Consider the following 16650-nt stretch of genomic DNA (forward strand, 5'->3'; position numbering starts at 1 on the left):
TCTATCAATTTAATTTAACGCAGTAATTGGTACGCTATATATGTTTTCTTTCCTCTTTTGCCCCCCTGTTTATTATTTCTCAATTTGCTAAGTTTCTTAGAAGTCTTCATGGTGATGGAGTCTACTGGTTCTGATAATAATTAAAGTTGTACAAGGTTTTTATTCATGGAAGATCAGCTTAAGAAGAAAGCTAAGATAACACCAAGATCCCTACTGTTTTTCACTTTTTATCAAGTTGTATTTATCAGTTTTCTATATCCTTGGGTGCTTTCGCCAATATTTGATAATGTCAGAATGTTAAATTGGTATCCAATGGATGCTCAACTGCTTGACGTTGATATGGAAATTTACGAGAGTGAAGATGGTACACAGAAACAGGTTGTAGCTAGCTATGAGTACTCTATAAATGGAAAGACCTATTGGAATAATCGGGTCGATATACACTCAAAGCCAAACGATACCGAGCTTGCTAGCTATCATACAACTATGTATAGATTGCTCCAGAAACATATAAAGCAGGGGAGCATATTTAGCGGCTGGTATAACCCAAGAGATCCATATGATTCAGTGCTAGACAAAAACATACGGTGGTCGGAGATAATTATTCCTGGATTGGTATGTTTTGTGTTTATTTTTATAGGGTTTGTCGTTTATCTGGCCTATATTTTTCGAGAGCAGGAAAAGAGCCCCGATGTGGTCAGAAGAACACCATGGTTAGCAAAAAGTAAGTGGAAACCTGAAGGGATACAGTCAGAAACCAAAAAAGATATAAGAGGGCAGCTTTTGGGAGGCACGCTAGCAGCTTTATTGGGTGTGATTTTTGTCTATGTGGGGATGATGCTTATACTAAATAGAGCTTATAGTGGCCTGTTCTTTATAGTAATTGGGATGGTTGGTTTCTATGTGATGTTCAAGTCAGTTAGTAGTTGGCTTAGATTCAAGTCGATTGGAGATGTCTTCGTTACTATTACACCTTTCCCTGGCCAGATAGGTGGAAAAGTATCTGGATATATTCAATTTCCTCCACTGCTAGCAATAAGAGATAAATCTATACGTATATTGCTAAAGCAATCCAAAATTGTTACAAAGCGTACGGCTAATAGCAATAATAAAAGGGAGTTTGTAAACTGGGAAGCAGTTACTTTCGGCAAGCTGAAGGTTACTAAATTAGGAACTCGCATATATTTTAGTTTCAATGCTCCTGATGACTTGCCTGAATCCAATACAGATGTCTACTGTGGAGATGGGGAATATTGGTTCTTAAATGTTAGTGGAGAGATACCTGGGGATCACTTTGAAAGACGGTATGAGCTCCCAGTGTTTAAAGGAAGCCTTTCAACGAAAGCTAAAACTACTGAAAAAGAGCAAGACAGAAATTTCGGAAGAGATAGAGTTAATCGCCTGCTAAGTCCGCCTCCTAAGAAAGGTCATGCAAGTAATGCTGGCAAAACGCTAATTACCGTGCCTGTGGGTGAGCCAGTTAAGAATTTTTCTGGAGAACTGTCAAGGAGAGTTGAAATGGAAATATGTGGAGCTACAACAATAATAAGGCAAAGGCCAATTCTTTATGATTTTTGTTTGTGGATGATGGGGGCGTCTCTCCTTATTGTAATCATTGCCAGTGTGATTTCCATTATAAAAGCTGAGTTTTATCTTTTTGCATTTGGGGTTGCATTCTTGATCTTTGCTTTGGCGATTCCGACAATATTTTCGATGAGGGAGGTACACATCACGCGAGACTATTTGATTCGAAAAAATATTCGCTTTGGCATTCTCCGAGATGTTGAGCAGGTACGGCGTAACTCAGTTAATGAGTTAGCGGCTAAAAGTACTGGGTACACAATTTATGTAGGAGGTCAGGCTCGAAAATACTACAACCTATTTGCCAAAAGTGAGTGTGGACGGGATATTTTGATCGCAGATTTTATTCCTGGTTTTGGAGTAGTTGAACAATTACGAAAAAGAGTGAGCCTAATAATTGGGCGGCGAGCGCGCCAAGCTAAAAAGAGCCCTCGTAGGCTTGATTCAGTAGAGAAAGGATAGCCGGCGGTAATATGAGTAAGTTTAGTAGGTTCTATTTTTCTTTCAACCCTTACTTATTTAGCATCGCAGGGATATTCTTTAGCTTTGCTTTTGCGGCATTTCTCTATGAAGTTGTTGGTCCTGTCCGAGATTTGCTTAAGATGCATAGTTGGAAGTCAATGTCAGCAGAGATACTCGAAGTTGAATTGGCAGAGAGTTGGGGAGATGGAGGTTCAGTAAGTTATCGAACTTTCTCAGCATATGAATTTATAGTAGATGATAAGGCTTACTGGAACAATCGAGTGGGTATCAATGATCGTTTTGAGAGCCTTGGGCAATACCAGAAACATATTTACCATAGATTGAATAATGCCAAAGAGAGAGGTCTTCTAGTTGAGGGGTGGTATAACCCCAAAAATCCATCTGAGGCCGTGATTGATCGAAACTTGAGATGGATGCAAGTACTACCCTTGATCTTCTTTTGCTTGCCCGTAATGATTTTCGCACTCATGGTTATGGTTGCTTCAGTAACGCGAAAAAGAGATGCCGATATCGACCTGGAATCAAGTGATTTCCTATTTAAAGAAGAATGGAGGAAGAGCGGGATTTTATCGATAGAGCATAGAAGTCAATGGTTTATGTGGCTATTGATCATGCTCCTGACCGCTCCGGTTATTACTTGCATATATGTTGCCGTTGATAAGCTAACTAGAGGGGTATACGATCTTGAAATAATAATGGCGTTGTTTTTTTCAATATCTCTATTGATTGCGCTTTATCGCCCTCTTAAGGGTAATATACAGCAGCTTCGATATGGGAGAGTGCCTTTGGTGCTAGTTCCATTTCCTGGAATCCTGGGACGTACTCTTTCTGGATACTTGCAGTTTCCGGACGAAATTGATGCTAACAAGCACAACTTTCAGTTTTCACTTCAACAAGTAAACACATTTAAGAGTGGTTTGGATGAAAACACTAATCTTCAGAATTCTGTCAACTGGGAAGCTGGGGGGATAGGTCATCTAGAGTTGGTCGATAATTGTTCAAGAGTCTATTTTGCAATTCAAATCGCAGATGATTTACCCCAGTCAATAATTGAGGGGTATATTGGAGATTGGTGGCGGCTTAAGGTCAAGGGCGGCATGTCAGGAGCTTGGTTTAATCGAACCTACGAAGTTCCAATTTTCAGTGAGGGCTATGAGGTTCAAGAGGCTGATGTGTTTAGTTCTGAGGTATTGGTTAAAGTCCCACTTGGGCGAGAGAAGTTGGACTACTCTGAAGATCTGAAAAAACTTGTATCGATCGAAAGGTTAGATACCGGTTACCAGATCCGGCAGAAAATTCTCACCACGGTACCCACCGTAATTCAGTTCGTTGGCGGGCTGATCGTGTCTGCTGTTGGATTGGCATTAGTATTTACCCGCGTACCATTTATTTTCGCTGCTATCTTTGCGATAGTTGGGTTACTTCCTATTAATTCTGCATTAAAAAGGACGGTCAGATTCTATCAAACTTATATAGGAGAAAGTAAGATTACTTGCCTTTTCTCCTGGATGTGGGCGAAGCATGAACAAAAGGTATTCGAGAAGTCAAAGATAGTTGGCGTCTATATGAAAAAATATACCGGTTATAAAGGTATGGACGACAGGAAAAAGGAGTACTTTGATTTTTACCTTGTTGTTGACAACGGGAATAAAGTGAAAATAATCTCAGACTTGCTGGGAGAGCAGGTGGCTAATCTGCTGCTTAAACGAATTGAAGATTTAACTGATCTAAAGTCAATCAGTGAACTTGAGCTCCACTCTCTTGAGCATAAAAGAAAACTTGAGGCCTGAACTCATCTCTCTGCGGGTATCCCGCTTGCTATATGCCTCTCCATGCAATTTGGAGAGGCAGTATTTTGAATGCCGATCTTATAAATGTAATTAAGAAGATTTAGTTTAGGTATTTTCCATGAAACCGAAGATGTTCCTCAATAAAGCTGGCGATAAAGTAATAGCTGTGGTCATAACCGGAATGGCGGCGAAGTTGGAGCGGGTAGTTACTTGCTTTGGCAGCCGCTTCGAGCATCTCGGGTTTCAGCTGTTCAACAAGAAAGCTATCGGCTTCCCCTTGATCCACCAACATCGGCACAGGCTTGACGGCATTTTTGAGCAGTTCGCTGCTATCGTAGCCGCGCCAACTATCCCGATCTTTGCCCAAATAGGTTTCAAAGGCTTTTTGCCCCCATGGACACTGAGTGGGGTTGCTAATGGGGCTGAAGGCTGATGCGGAAACATAACTTGCCGGATTGCGTAGGGCGATCATCAGTGCGCCATGGCCCCCCATTGAATGTCCTGCAATGGCCCGCTGTGTTGTCACAGGGAAGGTGCTCTCGATAAGTGCCGGCAGTTCTTCCACCACATAATCATACATGTGGTAGTGGCGACTCCAGGGCGCTTGGGTGGCGTTAATATAAAATCCAGCACCTTGCCCCAGATCAGAGGCTTCATCATCGGCAACAGATTCTCCACGGGGACTGGTGTCGGGAGCAACGATGGCTATCCCCAGTTCGGAGGCAATCCGCTGGGCTCCTGCCTTTTGCATAAAGTTCTCATCGGTACAGGTCAGACCTGACAGCCAGTAGAGCACCGGAACCTTGTGTATTTGTGAAGCTTGCGGTGGCAAATAAATAGCAAAACGCATTTTGCAGTTAAGTGACTGTGAGTCGTGAAGGTATTGCTTGTGCCAGCCGCCAAAACTCCGGTTGGCACTGATATTTTCAATAGACATGATGGATAGCCCTAATTGGACCACCTCCAAGAGATGGCCCAATTGATTATTGCTGGTTATTGATCGAAGTGAATGACGGTGCGGATACTTTCGCCTTTATGTAACAGATCGAAAGATTTATTGATGTCATCCAGGCTCATGGTGTGGGTGATAAAGTCGTTGAGCTGGAATTCGCCATTCAGGTAGCGCTCTACGTAGTCTGGTAATTCGGAGCGTCCTTTAACGCCGCCGAATGCGGACCCGCGCCAGACTCGGCCTGTTACCAGCTGGAACGGACGGGTGGAGATCTCCTGGCCGGCACCAGCTACACCGATAATGACCGATTCACCCCAGCCCTTGTGGCAGCACTCCAGAGCGGAGCGCATCACATTGACGTTGCCAATGCATTCAAAGGAATAATCAACACCGCCCTCGGTGAGTTCGACAATGACTTCTTGAATTGGCTTATCGTAGTTGTTGGGGTTGATGCAGTCCGTCGCCCCCAGTTTGCGGGCTAATTCAAACTTGCTTTCATTGATATCGATGGCAATGATTCGTGAAGCTTTTGCCATAGTAGCGCCGATAATCGCCGAAAGGCCGATACCCCCAAGGCCAAAGATCGCAACGGTATCGCCTTCTTGAACCTTGGCGGTGTTCATCACAGCGCCCATACCAGTAGTGACACCACAACCCAGCAGGCAGACTTCCTCTAACGGAGCAGCCGGATTTACTTTTGCCAGCGAAATCTCTGGCAATACGGTGTACTCCGAAAATGTCGAGCAGCCCATATAGTGATAGATGGGCTTGCCATCTTTATAGAAGCGTGTGGTGCCGTCAGGCATCAGGCCTTGGCCCTGAGTTTCACGGATCTTTTGGCAGAGGTTCGTTTTGCCGGATTTGCAAAATTTACACTCACCACATTCTGGTGTGTACAGGGGGATAACATGATCACCCTCTTTGACACTGGTAACCCCTTCACCGACATGCACGACAATACCGCCACCTTCATGGCCCAAAATACAGGGGAATTTGCCTTCCGGGTCGTCGCCAGACAAGGTGAAAGCGTCGGTGTGACACACTCCCGATGCAATGACCTTGATCAATACTTCACCAGCCTTTGGCAGCATGACATCCACTTCTTCGACCGATAACGGTTGGCCAGGCCCCCAAGCGATGGCGGCCTTCGACTTGATAAATTGTTCAGACATAAGATTACTCGCTGTTAAACCATGTCATTCAGGGCCTGGAGTTGGTTGGCCCCGCTGTGACGACTGGGGAGCCATTATATTGATTGCAGAATTGATTATAATTGGGTGTTTTTGAAACTTACTTTTACATATTTGCAATAATGAAAGACTGGGAAGGCATCACGGAGTTCGTTTATGTTGCTGAAAGCGAGAGCTTTACCCTCGCAGCGCAGCGGCTGGCTATTTCCACCGCTAAAGTCAGCCGCCAGGTCAGTGCTTTGGAAGGCCGTTTGAATGTCAAACTGCTATATCGAACCACGCGCAAGGTGTCACTGACACAAGAAGGTACGCTTTTTTACCAGCATTGCCGGGGGGTGCTCGATGGGCTGGAGGCGGCGGAACGAGCAGTAGCTCAATTACAGAGCCACCCACAGGGCAAGATCAAACTGACGGCACCGGTCACTTATGCTGAAAAGAAGGTTGCACCACTGATCAATGATTTTGTGATTCAAAACCCCAAGATTGAGGTCAATGCCTATTTCACCAATCGCCAGGTTGACCTGATAGATGAGGGTTACGATATCGCCATACGCCTGGGTAAGTTGCAGGACTCAACTTTGATGGCAAGAAAGTTGGTGGACCGGCGAATTCATCTGTGCGCCTCACCGGATTATCTTGAAGAGCACGGGACCCCACACTCGTTGTCGGAATTGAACAGGCACAACTGCCTGCTGGGCACACTGGATTACTGGCGATTCAATACCAGGGAAGGAGAAAAAAACCTTAGGGTCAAAGGTAGCCTTCGTTACAACAACGGCGGGGCGCTTTTAGATGCTGCGCTTAAAGGCCTGGGGGTTGTGCAGTTGCCCGATTACTACGTCGAGCAATATATCGCTGAAGGAAAATTAATCACCCTCTTAAGTGATCTCGAAGATAGGGATGAAGGGGTATACGCAGTTTACCCCGGCAATCGATATATCGCGCCGAAAGTCAGGCTGCTGATTGATTATCTAGCCGAGTATCTCACTTGAGAAAAGGGAGGAGGCAGATTAAGGGTTTGGTGTAGTAAAGGGTTCACAGTGATTTATTGCTAGTGGAGGTGGTTTTTTGAAATTGTTGGCTTACCCACGTGCTGCAGAATTCCGCAATCCGCTTCCATTTTGGCTCCAGCATTAAATAGTGACCATAACCTTCTGCCCGGTAGAAGGTGGTATTTTTACCTTGCCGCTCCGCGATTAACTGTGCTGTGGAAGGGGGAATTGCCAGGTCATCGGTTCCCGAAACTATTAAAGTGGGGCAATTGATTTTTTGATAGTCAATTCTGGTTGTTTTATTGCTGTCAAAAATCCAGAAGAACAATTCAAATAGGACTTGCCCAGATTCAGGACCTAATCGATCGAAGACCTTGTGCTGGTCGTCTGGATTAAGTTTATTCAACCCGAATTTCGCCATTGTCGCGAAATCCGGTAACAGGACATCATTCCAAAATTCACCCGCAGCCATAAACAGCTTGCCCAGCGCACGCTCTTCTTCTGTGGTGGGCAGTATTCCCCAGTTCACGCTTCCGTTAAGCAATACGATTGCCCGTGCCAAATCCATAGTTGCCAATTTTTGTGCAATAACACCGCCCAGGGAGTGGCCGACTACAACAGGTTTTTGATTTAAAGATTGTACAAATGCCCGGATGTCATCAACGTAGTCGGCAATACTCAGTCCTTTAAGGTGTTGCTGATTTTGTTCTGACTTTAGATCTTCATGGTAGCGGTAGCTTGGGCTGTGACAATAGAATCCTTCCTCTTCAAAATGCTGGTGGAAGTTCTCCATTGTCCAGGGGCCGGCATTGGTTCCGTGGATAAAGACGATAGGGGTATCCAAAGCCAGCTCCCGGTTTTTCAAGGCTTCCTTAGACTTTAGATGCGAGGATATCCGCAGTCATAATTTGTGGTTCTGATGCGAGCAGTTCATCCGCTTTGCCAAGCAATGCTGCAGCGATCTTACCGTTAAGATGTGCAGTTAAGCCGTCTTCATCGCTAAACGTGTCGAAAATAGCAAATCGCGTAGCGTTGATTTGTACGGCATACCAGCTCAGGGTTCCTTGCTCTTCCACAGCGAGCGGTTGGGCTGAGGTGAGCAGCGCCTTTACCTCATCAGCCTTATCCGCTTTGGCGTCGATCAGTGCCACGATGGCCAGCTTAGCTTCAGTCATTGTTTTCTCTCACGTTGTTTGGTGATGAGTATCCTAGGGGAAGCTCAGGCTTGACTATCAGTGTCCAAAAAGACAATGATCAGACAAAATTCGCCACTTTGAGGATTTATGGCCCAGATAGTCATCTTATCTATGCCGGGAGTTTTGCCGTCGGCTCTGGCTGGCGTTCAAGATATGTTTGCCCTGGGTGGCCTCCGCTTATCTGAAAGCCAGCACTCCCTGGACCCAGCCTATCAACAGTCCTGGTCCCCCGAAATCCTAGTCGTCAGTTCTGATGGGGCCGACATTATAGACGGGCAGGGCAGCCACTTTGCTGTAAGCCATGGGGTATCACAAATATCCAGTTGCGATGCCGTGATAGTCCCCGGATTTATGCCCAACCAGTTTGGTGTGCCTCCTGAAAAGTTACTGGACCAGCCGACTTGCGAATGGTTGCGAACTCAATATAGGCGCGGGGCGATTATCGCGGGTTCTTGTAGTGGCGTTTTGGCGCTGGGTGAAGCGGGTTTGCTAAATGGACGACAATGCACAACCACCTGGTGGTTACACAATGAGTTGAAATCCCGCTTTAGCAATGCCTGCCCTCTATGGGCCAGTGGACTATTAGTAGATGAAAATATAGTGACAGCGGGTGGCCCTTTATCTTGGGTAGATGTGACTCTACAAGTGATCAAGATGATAGCTGGCGATGAAGTCGCTACCAAAGTTGCTGATCTCGCCGTTGTGGACTCCCACCCGCGTTCGCAAACTTTGCATGTACCAAAAGGCTACCAGGTATCAAAAGATCAGTTTCTGGTGGATGCTGAAAATGTGGTTCGTCAATATTTTGGTCAACAGTTAGGCAGCCAGTTGCTTGCAAAAGAACTGTCGATATCCGAGCGAACATTACACCGGCGGCTAAAACAGTTAACAGCGCAAGCACCCAAACAATTTATCGATAGCGTCCGTATGGAGTACGCTCGCAGCCTTTTACTAAACCCAGTCAATAAAGTAGCCGGTGTGGCGCAAGAATTAGGCTATTCCGATGATGCAGTATTCCGACGTGTATTTAAGTTGCATGTGGGTATGAGTCCAAGTCAATTTAGGCAGAAATATCAGAAAAGCTGATTTTCTTGGTGATAGAAGTCAGCGCCCCAGGTTCCTGGAAAAAGCTAAGGAGCCTCTGAATAACTCTGTAATGCCTCTGCGGGTCTTGAAGGCTGCAGATGTTACGCAGCTCGCCGCGAATGGCTCAGTCCTTTGCAAGAGCTGCAACGCAGCAGCTGTGGCCTTCAAGGCCCGCCCTTCGGGGCTTGCAGAGCAATTCACACTCCGCGTTGCGACTTCTTGAAAGGTCTAGACATTCCTGCGAAGCCGCGCCTTGATTGTGAACCGCTCTGCAAGCCAGAGGTATCACGGAGTTATTCAGAGGCTCCCTAAGTTAATTTGGCGGTAGATAGACATTCACCGTCTGTGCAATCTCCTGCGATAGTTCTTTCCCAAATAAGCAGGTGACGAGTTCAAAAGCGAACTCGATAGCGGTCCCGGGTGATTGGCTGGTGACCAAATTCCGGTCGACAACCACTCTCTGATCACTGGTTTCCTTTACATATTGACTAAGTTCACCGCGAAAAGTCTTGTAGCAAGTGGCCTTGAAATTGGTAATTAACCCTTGCCGACCAAGAACGATTACGGGAGAAGTGCAAATTGCCCCTAGCCAGCGGCCCGACTCAAGTTGTTCTCGGATGAGCTTTATTAGGGGAGCCGAGTTATGCATTTGCTCGGCACCTTCCTTACCGCCTGGCAGGGCTATTAGATCCCACGTAGAGTCTAAACAATCCTCTATGGAGCAGGGGGCTTCAATAACAAGGTTACGTAGGGTAGTTATACGCCTACTTGGCATAATTGATGCTAAGGCAAGCTCTGCATCCGTGCGGCTCAAAATATCGTAGATGGCAATGGTTTCGATATCCTCATTACCATCGGCGACGGGAATCAGTATTTTAGGCACGGTCGCAGCTCCAAAACGATGGGGTTAACCTATTTATAGGCTTTTTAGGCTAATCCTACATCTTTGAGTTGGTAGAGCCTCTAACGGGCTAAGATCATTCACCTGAAAGGCCTACCTTAGGGTGCATCCCGCTCGAAATTTACGTCCTTCCAACTTTATTAAGTGCTCGTGATGCTACATTTCACTTGATCGCCACCGGTTATGCAATCAGGATATCGCCGGGACAGGCCTTTTACTCGTTGACGCGATCGATTTGTGTGGTAGCCATCGGCGCCAGGAAAGGAGGTTCGCTCAATATGCTTGCTACTAGCGGAGTATTTGGGTTAGATAGTGGGTCTTGGGGTCAGATTTATACGAAGCAGGTTGTGGGCTTCCTCTCGGTAAAAGAGAGGAGGTCCATAGGATTGAAGCGAATTTGATTGACTGGTTATGAACTTTATCATTCATGTATTTTGCGTCGACCCTGCTGATACTTTAAATGCTCTTTCAGAGACTGGTCAGGTTCTTTTTTAAAGCTCTTGAGCCTGCTGATTTTTTCGTTGACTTTAATTTCTGACTCTATTTCCTGAGAGAACGTTTCGTCTATCTCGTGATTTGTTAGCCGTGCGAGATTGGAAGCAGTTCTACGAAATAATTGGGAGCTTTGTTTTTCCCTCTTACGGATATTTTTACGGCTGCTCTTGTCATTCTCACCATAGGAGTTTCTCCTATCTTTTTCATAGCTAAGATTTTTCATTTCTTGTGGATTCTTAACTTTACTAATTTTTACTTATAACGACGTATTAACGGGTGCACATATTTCAGTGTATCGCTGATAAGCGATAGTGAGTGAATTAAACACTTGGTTATTCGCTTTGTTATATGAGGCACATAACAAGTATTACTATTAGCCAAAAACACATGCCTAGAATACAAACAGCCATAGCGCCTAGGTATACTTGGCCTGACCTCTCGATAAGTGTAAAGCCTGTCTGGTGCTTTCTTTTCTTGCCGGTTCCCTTGTCCTTTATAATTTTATCAGCTCTCCACTTGCCAAATGACACTATAGGTGTCAACAAGTAACCAGTACTATACGATATTCCCCAGTATATAACTTCGACAAACAGCAAAATAAATATGATTCCAATAAAGTCTTCCATAGATACTTCCCTTGTAGGCTACACATAGTCCTTCAATAATGGGCAGCTGCACGTAGTGTAGAGGTCTAGCCCTATAAGGGCGATATTGATTAATTTGTTAAACATTTTGCTCCAATGTTTGACCGCATGCTACACACAATTTAGCTTTTGGTGTGCGGAACAATTTGCCACACTTATTACACTTTGGGCCATAGTTACTACGCCTTAAGTAAGGCACTAAGTTTTATACACAAGTTTTTTAAGTTTTATTATGTAAATCAATAAGTTACAGTTTAGCCTGGTAAGAACTACAGATTTGGCTGGATTATTATGCAGGACTGGGTCATGGACGAAGTAAGAAATCAGGTTATGGGTGATACACGCTTGAATAAGCGCTTGTCTAATATTCTCAGTAATTTAAGTTCAGACCCAAACAATAGCATTCCTTGTGCAAACAAAACTTGGGCAGAAACGTTTGCAGCTTATCGCTTTATAGAAAATGATAAAGTCAACTTTGACTCTATTATGAACGGTCATAAATCGGCAACTCTTGAGAGAATCAAAGCGCAGCCTGTTGTTCTTATCCCACAAGATACTACCTTTCTAAATTTTGCCACTGACCTAGAAAGTAAAGAGATGGGAACACTTAGGCGTAAAGAGACCAACCAACAACTCTTGCACACCTCCATCGCGATAACACCATCCAGAGTTAATTTGGGTGTTGTTGAAGGTAGTATGTGGCAGAGAGATAAGGAATCAAGTTCTAATTCCCGCTATACCAAGTCGATAAAGGATAAGGAGAGTCGACGCTGGCTAGACCATTACGAAACGGCTTGTCAGATACAAGAGCACTGCCCTGAAAGCACAATTGTGAGTATTGCTGATAGAGAGGGTGATATTCATGAGTGGTTTCAGCTGGCTGAAGAGCAAAGTGAACAGCGGCGGGCGAGCTATATCGTTCGAGCTAAGGCCAATCGCACTTTAGAGCTCGATGGAGAAGAAACGGTTTTACTTTGGGATCATATGAACGAGCAGAAATCTATTGGTCTATACACGGTAGATATTCCCAAACGGAATGGGGAACCTGGAAGAAAAGCCAAAGTCAGCGTATCCACTACCGAGATACGGCTACTTGGAAAAGGAAAATCTAAACGACCACTTTCTCTCTATGCTGTATTGGCTAAAGAATTAAACCCACCAGAGGGTGAAAAAGGCATTGAGTGGATGCTGTTAACTGATCTTCCAGTTGAAGACTATAAGCAGGCGAGAGTCGTCATTGAGTGGTATCGAAGCCGGTGGGAAATTGAAACCTATTTTCGGGTGGTAAAAGGCGGATGCCAGATAGAAAGTAATCGTTTTAGAACAGAGCAGCGAATGTTGAACTGTATTGCGATCTATATGATTATTGGATGGCGACTACATTCGATAACTACACAAGCAAAAAGTCTTCCTGATGAACCATGTACGAGTGCTTACTCTGAAAAAGAATGGCGCATGGTATGGATGATGCAAGATAAAAGTTCCCCGCCGAATATACCTCCGAGCATAAGAGATATAACGCGTATGCTGGCAGGTCTAGGAGGATTTCTAGGGCGTAAAGGCGATGGCGAGCCAGGGGTTAAAACTGTTTGGCAAGGATATGCAAAGTTGCTCCATTATGTTGAAGCAGCAGAGGTTTTAAATGGACTTAAATAATGTGTATAAAACACAGGTAAGGCATAACGTCAGAATCCATGTTCTGATACCCCGTTAATTCCTCGAACTTCACCACTGCTTCCGCGCTGCAGTTGGTTCTAGCTGTTGGAATATCACAACCGTGTTTACCACGATAAGCCTTAATTTTCTTAATGGTATCCGTAAGTAGTGGATCGAGCTGTGACCACTCCTCTTCGTTTAGCATTGGTAGCTCTTTGTCTACCCTCCAGCAATAATCTATATTCATGACTAGTAGTTCTTAACGCTCAGCTAAGGGGCGAAGTCCGCAGCACTTAATCCTACACTAGTGCGAGTCTCAGTGTTATTCCTTTTCCCCTACTTATAATTTCGTTGGTCTAGTTAATGCCTTTAATAGCAGCCAAACCAAGAGCTTGGCTGCCCAGTTTAGCCGTAGGCGGAGATGGCCAGGTTAAATATGTTAGTTGTGATTATTTATGATGTATTCCAGGTGCCTTGTATCAGTGCCGCAGCAGCCGCCCAATATATTGAACCCGCTATTCTGATTTAGGTGAAGCATAAGATTACCCCATTCCGATATGCTGTCGGAGTGCGTTGTTATGCTGTTTTCTAGTTCATTGTGCGTTAGTGATGAAGCATTGGCTTGTATGCCGATTAGTCTGCCAGGTAATTGACTTGAAGCGTTTAGAAAAGAAGGATGAGAACAATTAATAAAGTATCCAGAAGGTTTAGGTGAAACCTGATAATCAATATGTGAAATTGCTTCTTGAATGGTATGGCCATCTAAAAGGCGACCATCTGAGCCAATGACAAAGCTAATAAAATATAGCTTAGAGTACTTTGACATTAGAGATGCAATGCCAAGTGCCTCTGGTACAGCTGGTAGGGTTACTCCCATGAGGTAGTCAGCATTAGAGGCTCCGAGCTTATCAATTTGCCAACGATGATAAGAAAGAGATTCTTTGTAAGTTAGGCCTTGTTGTGGTTTGTAGCAGTCATTTTTACATCCGACTAGGCCTCCTACATATACATTTCCTTCTTTTGGCAAGATATTCGAGAGAAAGTTAACAGCGTCTTCATTGATAGACGTAGGCGCCTTGGCTAAAGAAACTCTCTCTGAGCTGGCCCTCCATGTGGGAGTTGCAAGCAAAAGAGGGAGTTTTGCATCAATTGCAAGGTTTATGTATTCACTGTAGATTCGTTTAAGGCTTTCAGCACCAGTTTTGCTATAGATTAATTTAGCATGGTCGACATGGCTACAAAGGCTTATATCTTTGTTACGCCTGACTCTTTCGAGTATGGCCGCTTCAGTAAGAATCAATTTTTCTGAAAGAATTCCTTGCAAGGTGCTCTCCGATGTAAGCGGTCGGGCGCTGAAGTTGAGCACCCAGTTATAAGTTTAAACCTTATACTGCCGCCATTAAAATTGCCATGCAAGAAAGACTAGGGTTAAAACCCAGCTACTGACAAAGTATACCCATTGAGCCATAAAGTGTACAAAACACACATTAGTTTTCTACAGCCTGAACCACTGGATAAGGCACGCCGTACTAACGCACTAGTTTTATGTTAACTTGCGAAGCCGGTGAGCAATCCAAAAGCGAAGTAGAAATGTAGGCGTTGCCCCTCATTCATTATGTTTTTCAGCGCATCTCTAGATATGCAATCGACGCCGGAACCCTCTTGGGTTCAACGTGTGTAGAATGCATCTGCTGTAGAACCCATTTACCATCTTCCTTGACCACCACAACACTTTCCAGCCATACAACGTCTCGCGTACCCTCTTCAGAGGAAAAAACAGCTTTATTCCAGTAATTTATAAGGGCAATATCTTCTCTCACATCAGTAGAGATAAGGCTGTAGTAGTTCTCCCTCTTGTATTCAGCAGGGGGGACAGCGGCGATAAGTTCATCAATGCCCCAAACTTCTCCATTCTCAAGAAGCTCAAATTTGTCTGTTACAGACCTCTTCATAGCAGAATGATCAAACTTAGAGATAGCTGAAAAGAGTGCAATAACTGGTTCAAATGCTGGATCTGATCCTGCTACAGCAGGTCCAGAGAACAGTGACAAAACCAATGCAATTTTTCTTAGTGTTTTCATGGTTCCCTCTTAAAAACTAACGTTGCTAGCAAGAGCAGCCGAAGTGCCGCGTAGCTTTTCAAGCCCTGCCGCCGCCCGCTAAATTCAGAGGGAAAAATATCATACTTTCCCCACCAAATAACTATCTGATTGGATCTCCACATTGTAGCGCTGGCTTACAGGGCTCGTTAACTTAAAGCGAGGATGCTCAAATGAAACGGTGATACCAGTTTTAAGAGGGATCTTTGGGTAGTTGCGCTCATGTGTAACATGGTGCTTGCTGCAACTAAAGGGTTTTTATTTTTAGGGGCAAAGCTTGCCTGAAATGATAAGTCTCTGCTCCAATTTAAATACCATTCTCATCAGATTACTGGCTGATCCTGTGTGGTATTTCGATGGAAAAGATACTGAAAGAGCTTACCGTGTTTCTTTGTGGTTGGATCAATTGTTTTAGTATAGCCCAAGGTAATCAAAAATGTATTGATCTCGACTATTTGATAGGGCGGAGATTAATAATGAGCTATTGGAAGAACTGGCGCAGGGTTAGAGTGAAAGTCTGAAACTTACTGCACATGAGTGTAAGTGAATCGCTGGCAGTAACTTGTGCTTCGTCCGTCACAAGTTACTGGTGAAGTGCAAAAACTGAGAATGTTCATATCACTCTCAACAATGAGTTTTCGAAAAGATAGGTTTAATTTCGTTACGTGATCGCTGGGTAGATATTCATTACTGGTAGAGAGCGCCCATTGCAGTACCGCATGGTGGGTGGTGTGGGGCCGGTAGCTAGAAACTACTGGCTGCCCGATTAATATGCTATAGCCCTTGCCAACGCCAATTGTATATGTAGCCTTCTGGATTAACATAAAACATACGGGTTCGTTGATAGCCATTTTGCTGTGGTACGGTATATGTAGTATTTCCCCAGTAATCCGTCTGGACTCTTCCAGGAGTTTGCCCCAAATTTACGTAGCTGTTATAAATCAGAATTTCCCCTCCGCGACCATCATCGGCCACTTGATTTGGCGGCCCCCAGCTTGCAATTAGATCAGCCTTGTGATGCCCAACCCACGATTGCATAGCTTTATTGACTTGAGACGCACAACCACCGGCTAAAAGCGTACTCAGTAAAAGAAATAATATAATGGTAATTTTTTTCATCGTAGCCTCATATCACATATAACTTCTCAAGAAGAGGTGCGGTTTACGGTGTCCTTCTTGATTGATTTGTTATGCACTGACCTAATTGAAAAAAATATCAATTGAGCGCAGGCAATTAGTTGTATTAACGGAATATACCAATAATTTGTGCCGTACTCATTAAGATAGCTGTTGTAATCAGGGCCGCATAAATGGTTGCCGCTAATAGTAGTGTTTACCAAAAGCAAAGACCATATATATCCTATAAATAAACACGGTATTACTATTAAGTTGGCTGAGATGATTTCAAAGTATATGTTTGCTGGCTTGGCCTTAAAAATAATGAAGGAAGCAAGTAATGCAAAAGGAACAGCTAGAATGACACTCCCAACGTAACCACCTGTATCCCCCATAGTACAAGTTTCAGCCATAGGGCCGATCCACGATAGCAAACAAAAAAGTAGCGCAGAAAATACCGCAATTGTCC

General features: G+C 44.4%; 18 protein-coding genes. 6 read left to right on the top strand and 12 right to left on the bottom strand.

Going from position 1 to position 16650, the window contains the following annotated elements; translation table 11 throughout:
* The first annotated feature begins 165 nt into the window (after nt 1-165).
* Complete coding sequence (locus ACJJIQ_RS07365; RefSeq protein ID WP_445364171.1) at nt 166-2043, top strand: DUF3592 domain-containing protein; 1878 nt, start codon at nt 166-168, stop codon at nt 2041-2043.
* Between the two features lie 11 nt (nt 2044-2054).
* On the top strand, nt 2055-3854 hold the full coding sequence (locus tag ACJJIQ_RS07370) for a DUF3592 domain-containing protein (RefSeq protein ID WP_445364172.1): 1800 nt from the start codon (nt 2055-2057) through the stop codon (nt 3852-3854).
* A 100-nt stretch (nt 3855-3954) separates the two neighbouring features.
* Here the strand turns inward: ACJJIQ_RS07370 and fghA are convergent, their stop codons facing one another.
* Together fghA and ACJJIQ_RS07380 are read right to left on the bottom strand one after the other, a co-directional pair.
* The gene (gene fghA / locus ACJJIQ_RS07375; RefSeq protein WP_445364173.1) at nt 3955-4791 is read right to left on the bottom strand and encodes an S-formylglutathione hydrolase; all 837 of its coding nucleotides are present in this window, start codon (nt 4789-4791) and stop codon (nt 3955-3957) included.
* A 56-nt stretch (nt 4792-4847) separates the two neighbouring features.
* Nucleotides 4848-5978 (bottom strand): S-(hydroxymethyl)glutathione dehydrogenase/class III alcohol dehydrogenase, encoded by a 1131-nt coding sequence (locus ACJJIQ_RS07380; protein ID WP_445364174.1) that lies wholly within the window; start codon nt 5976-5978, stop codon nt 4848-4850.
* 140 nt (nt 5979-6118) lie between these two features.
* On the opposite strand from ACJJIQ_RS07380, the gene ACJJIQ_RS07385 reads away from it, so the two are divergent.
* Nucleotides 6119-6988, top strand: a complete 870-nt coding sequence (locus ACJJIQ_RS07385; protein ID WP_445364175.1) for a LysR substrate-binding domain-containing protein — start codon at nt 6119-6121, stop codon at nt 6986-6988.
* A gap of 43 nt (nt 6989-7031) precedes the next feature.
* On the opposite strand, the gene ACJJIQ_RS07390 is transcribed toward ACJJIQ_RS07385, so the two are convergent.
* Entirely contained in the window at nt 7032-7832 is an 801-nt protein-coding gene (locus ACJJIQ_RS07390) for an alpha/beta hydrolase (protein ID WP_444941659.1), read from the bottom strand.
* Nucleotides 7833-7860: 28 nt separating this feature from the next.
* Nucleotides 7861-8163, bottom strand: a complete 303-nt coding sequence (locus ACJJIQ_RS07395) for a putative quinol monooxygenase (RefSeq protein WP_444908198.1) — start codon at nt 8161-8163, stop codon at nt 7861-7863.
* 108 nt (nt 8164-8271) lie between these two features.
* Here ACJJIQ_RS07395 and ACJJIQ_RS07400 point away from each other — a divergent pair, with 108 nt between their 5' ends.
* Nucleotides 8272-9270 carry a GlxA family transcriptional regulator gene (locus tag ACJJIQ_RS07400; RefSeq protein WP_445364176.1) on the top strand — a complete coding sequence of 333 codons (999 nt, stop codon included), beginning with the start codon at nt 8272-8274 and terminating at the stop codon, nt 9268-9270.
* Nucleotides 9271-9583: 313 nt separating this feature from the next.
* On the opposite strand, the gene ACJJIQ_RS07405 is transcribed toward ACJJIQ_RS07400, so the two are convergent.
* The 3 genes from ACJJIQ_RS07405 to ACJJIQ_RS07415 form a co-directional block, all read right to left on the bottom strand.
* Nucleotides 9584-10153, bottom strand: coding sequence for a DJ-1 family glyoxalase III (locus tag ACJJIQ_RS07405; protein ID WP_445364177.1), 570 nt, complete (start codon nt 10151-10153; stop codon nt 9584-9586).
* 439 nt (nt 10154-10592) lie between these two features.
* Nucleotides 10593-10889 (bottom strand): hypothetical protein, encoded by a 297-nt coding sequence (locus tag ACJJIQ_RS07410; RefSeq protein WP_445364178.1) that lies wholly within the window; start codon nt 10887-10889, stop codon nt 10593-10595.
* A 121-nt stretch (nt 10890-11010) separates the two neighbouring features.
* Nucleotides 11011-11292 (bottom strand): hypothetical protein, encoded by a 282-nt coding sequence (locus ACJJIQ_RS07415; RefSeq protein ID WP_445364179.1) that lies wholly within the window; start codon nt 11290-11292, stop codon nt 11011-11013.
* A gap of 309 nt (nt 11293-11601) precedes the next feature.
* On the opposite strand from ACJJIQ_RS07415, the gene ACJJIQ_RS07420 reads away from it, so the two are divergent.
* The gene (locus ACJJIQ_RS07420; protein ID WP_445364180.1) at nt 11602-12966 is read left to right on the top strand and encodes an IS4 family transposase; all 1365 of its coding nucleotides are present in this window, start codon (nt 11602-11604) and stop codon (nt 12964-12966) included.
* Here ACJJIQ_RS07420 and ACJJIQ_RS07425 read toward each other — a convergent pair.
* The 3 genes from ACJJIQ_RS07425 to ACJJIQ_RS07435 form a co-directional block, all read right to left on the bottom strand.
* On the bottom strand, nt 12959-13171 hold the full coding sequence (locus tag ACJJIQ_RS07425) for a hypothetical protein (protein WP_445364181.1): 213 nt from the start codon (nt 13169-13171) through the stop codon (nt 12959-12961). The two genes, ACJJIQ_RS07420 and ACJJIQ_RS07425, sit on opposite strands and share 8 nt — an antisense overlap.
* Nucleotides 13172-13405: 234 nt before the next feature.
* On the bottom strand, nt 13406-14290 hold the full coding sequence (locus tag ACJJIQ_RS07430) for a homocysteine S-methyltransferase family protein (protein ID WP_445364182.1): 885 nt from the start codon (nt 14288-14290) through the stop codon (nt 13406-13408).
* 298 nt (nt 14291-14588) lie between these two features.
* Nucleotides 14589-15047: a nuclear transport factor 2 family protein gene (locus ACJJIQ_RS07435; RefSeq protein ID WP_444897422.1), complete on the bottom strand. Its 459-nt coding sequence runs from the start codon at nt 15045-15047 to the stop codon at nt 14589-14591.
* A 374-nt stretch (nt 15048-15421) separates the two neighbouring features.
* Here ACJJIQ_RS07435 and ACJJIQ_RS07440 point away from each other — a divergent pair, with 374 nt between their 5' ends.
* Entirely contained in the window at nt 15422-15586 is a 165-nt protein-coding gene (locus ACJJIQ_RS07440; protein ID WP_444897421.1) for a group II intron maturase-specific domain-containing protein, read from the top strand.
* A gap of 253 nt (nt 15587-15839) precedes the next feature.
* On the opposite strand, the gene ACJJIQ_RS07445 is transcribed toward ACJJIQ_RS07440, so the two are convergent.
* Complete coding sequence (locus ACJJIQ_RS07445; RefSeq protein WP_444897420.1) at nt 15840-16184, bottom strand: hypothetical protein; 345 nt, start codon at nt 16182-16184, stop codon at nt 15840-15842.
* 26 nt (nt 16185-16210) lie between these two features.
* Nucleotides 16211-16594, bottom strand: a complete 384-nt coding sequence (locus tag ACJJIQ_RS07450; RefSeq protein WP_444897419.1) for a hypothetical protein — start codon at nt 16592-16594, stop codon at nt 16211-16213.
* Nucleotides 16595-16650: the final 56 nt, after the last annotated feature.

The sequence above is a fragment of the Microbulbifer maximicatervae (SeqCode) genome, assembly GCF_052468295.1.

Bases quoted from the DNA above. Each gene is read 5' to 3' on its own strand.
- ACJJIQ_RS07400 (WP_445364176.1), top strand. From the start codon at position 8,272: ATGGCCCAGATAGTCATCTTATCTATGCCGGGAGTTTTGCCGTCGGCT.
- ACJJIQ_RS07395 (WP_444908198.1), bottom strand. From the start codon at position 8,163: ATGACTGAAGCTAAGCTGGCCATCGTGGCACTGATCGACGCCAAAGCG.
- ACJJIQ_RS07440 (WP_444897421.1), top strand. From the start codon at position 15,422: ATGGAAAAGATACTGAAAGAGCTTACCGTGTTTCTTTGTGGTTGGATC.
- ACJJIQ_RS07435 (WP_444897422.1), bottom strand. From the start codon at position 15,047: ATGAAAACACTAAGAAAAATTGCATTGGTTTTGTCACTGTTCTCTGGA.
- ACJJIQ_RS07385 (WP_445364175.1), top strand. From the start codon at position 6,119: ATGAAAGACTGGGAAGGCATCACGGAGTTCGTTTATGTTGCTGAAAGC.
- ACJJIQ_RS07445 (WP_444897420.1), bottom strand. From the start codon at position 16,184: ATGAAAAAAATTACCATTATATTATTTCTTTTACTGAGTACGCTTTTA.
- ACJJIQ_RS07380 (WP_445364174.1), bottom strand. From the start codon at position 5,978: ATGTCTGAACAATTTATCAAGTCGAAGGCCGCCATCGCTTGGGGGCCT.
- ACJJIQ_RS07450 (WP_444897419.1), bottom strand. From the start codon at position 16,594: ATGGCTGAAACTTGTACTATGGGGGATACAGGTGGTTACGTTGGGAGT.
- ACJJIQ_RS07370 (WP_445364172.1), top strand. From the start codon at position 2,055: ATGAGTAAGTTTAGTAGGTTCTATTTTTCTTTCAACCCTTACTTATTT.
- ACJJIQ_RS07425 (WP_445364181.1), bottom strand. From the start codon at position 13,171: ATGCTAAACGAAGAGGAGTGGTCACAGCTCGATCCACTACTTACGGAT.
- ACJJIQ_RS07415 (WP_445364179.1), bottom strand. From the start codon at position 11,292: ATGGAAGACTTTATTGGAATCATATTTATTTTGCTGTTTGTCGAAGTT.
- fghA (WP_445364173.1), bottom strand. From the start codon at position 4,791: ATGTCTATTGAAAATATCAGTGCCAACCGGAGTTTTGGCGGCTGGCAC.
- ACJJIQ_RS07420 (WP_445364180.1), top strand. From the start codon at position 11,602: ATGCAGGACTGGGTCATGGACGAAGTAAGAAATCAGGTTATGGGTGAT.
- ACJJIQ_RS07365 (WP_445364171.1), top strand. From the start codon at position 166: ATGGAAGATCAGCTTAAGAAGAAAGCTAAGATAACACCAAGATCCCTA.
- ACJJIQ_RS07410 (WP_445364178.1), bottom strand. From the start codon at position 10,889: ATGAAAAATCTTAGCTATGAAAAAGATAGGAGAAACTCCTATGGTGAG.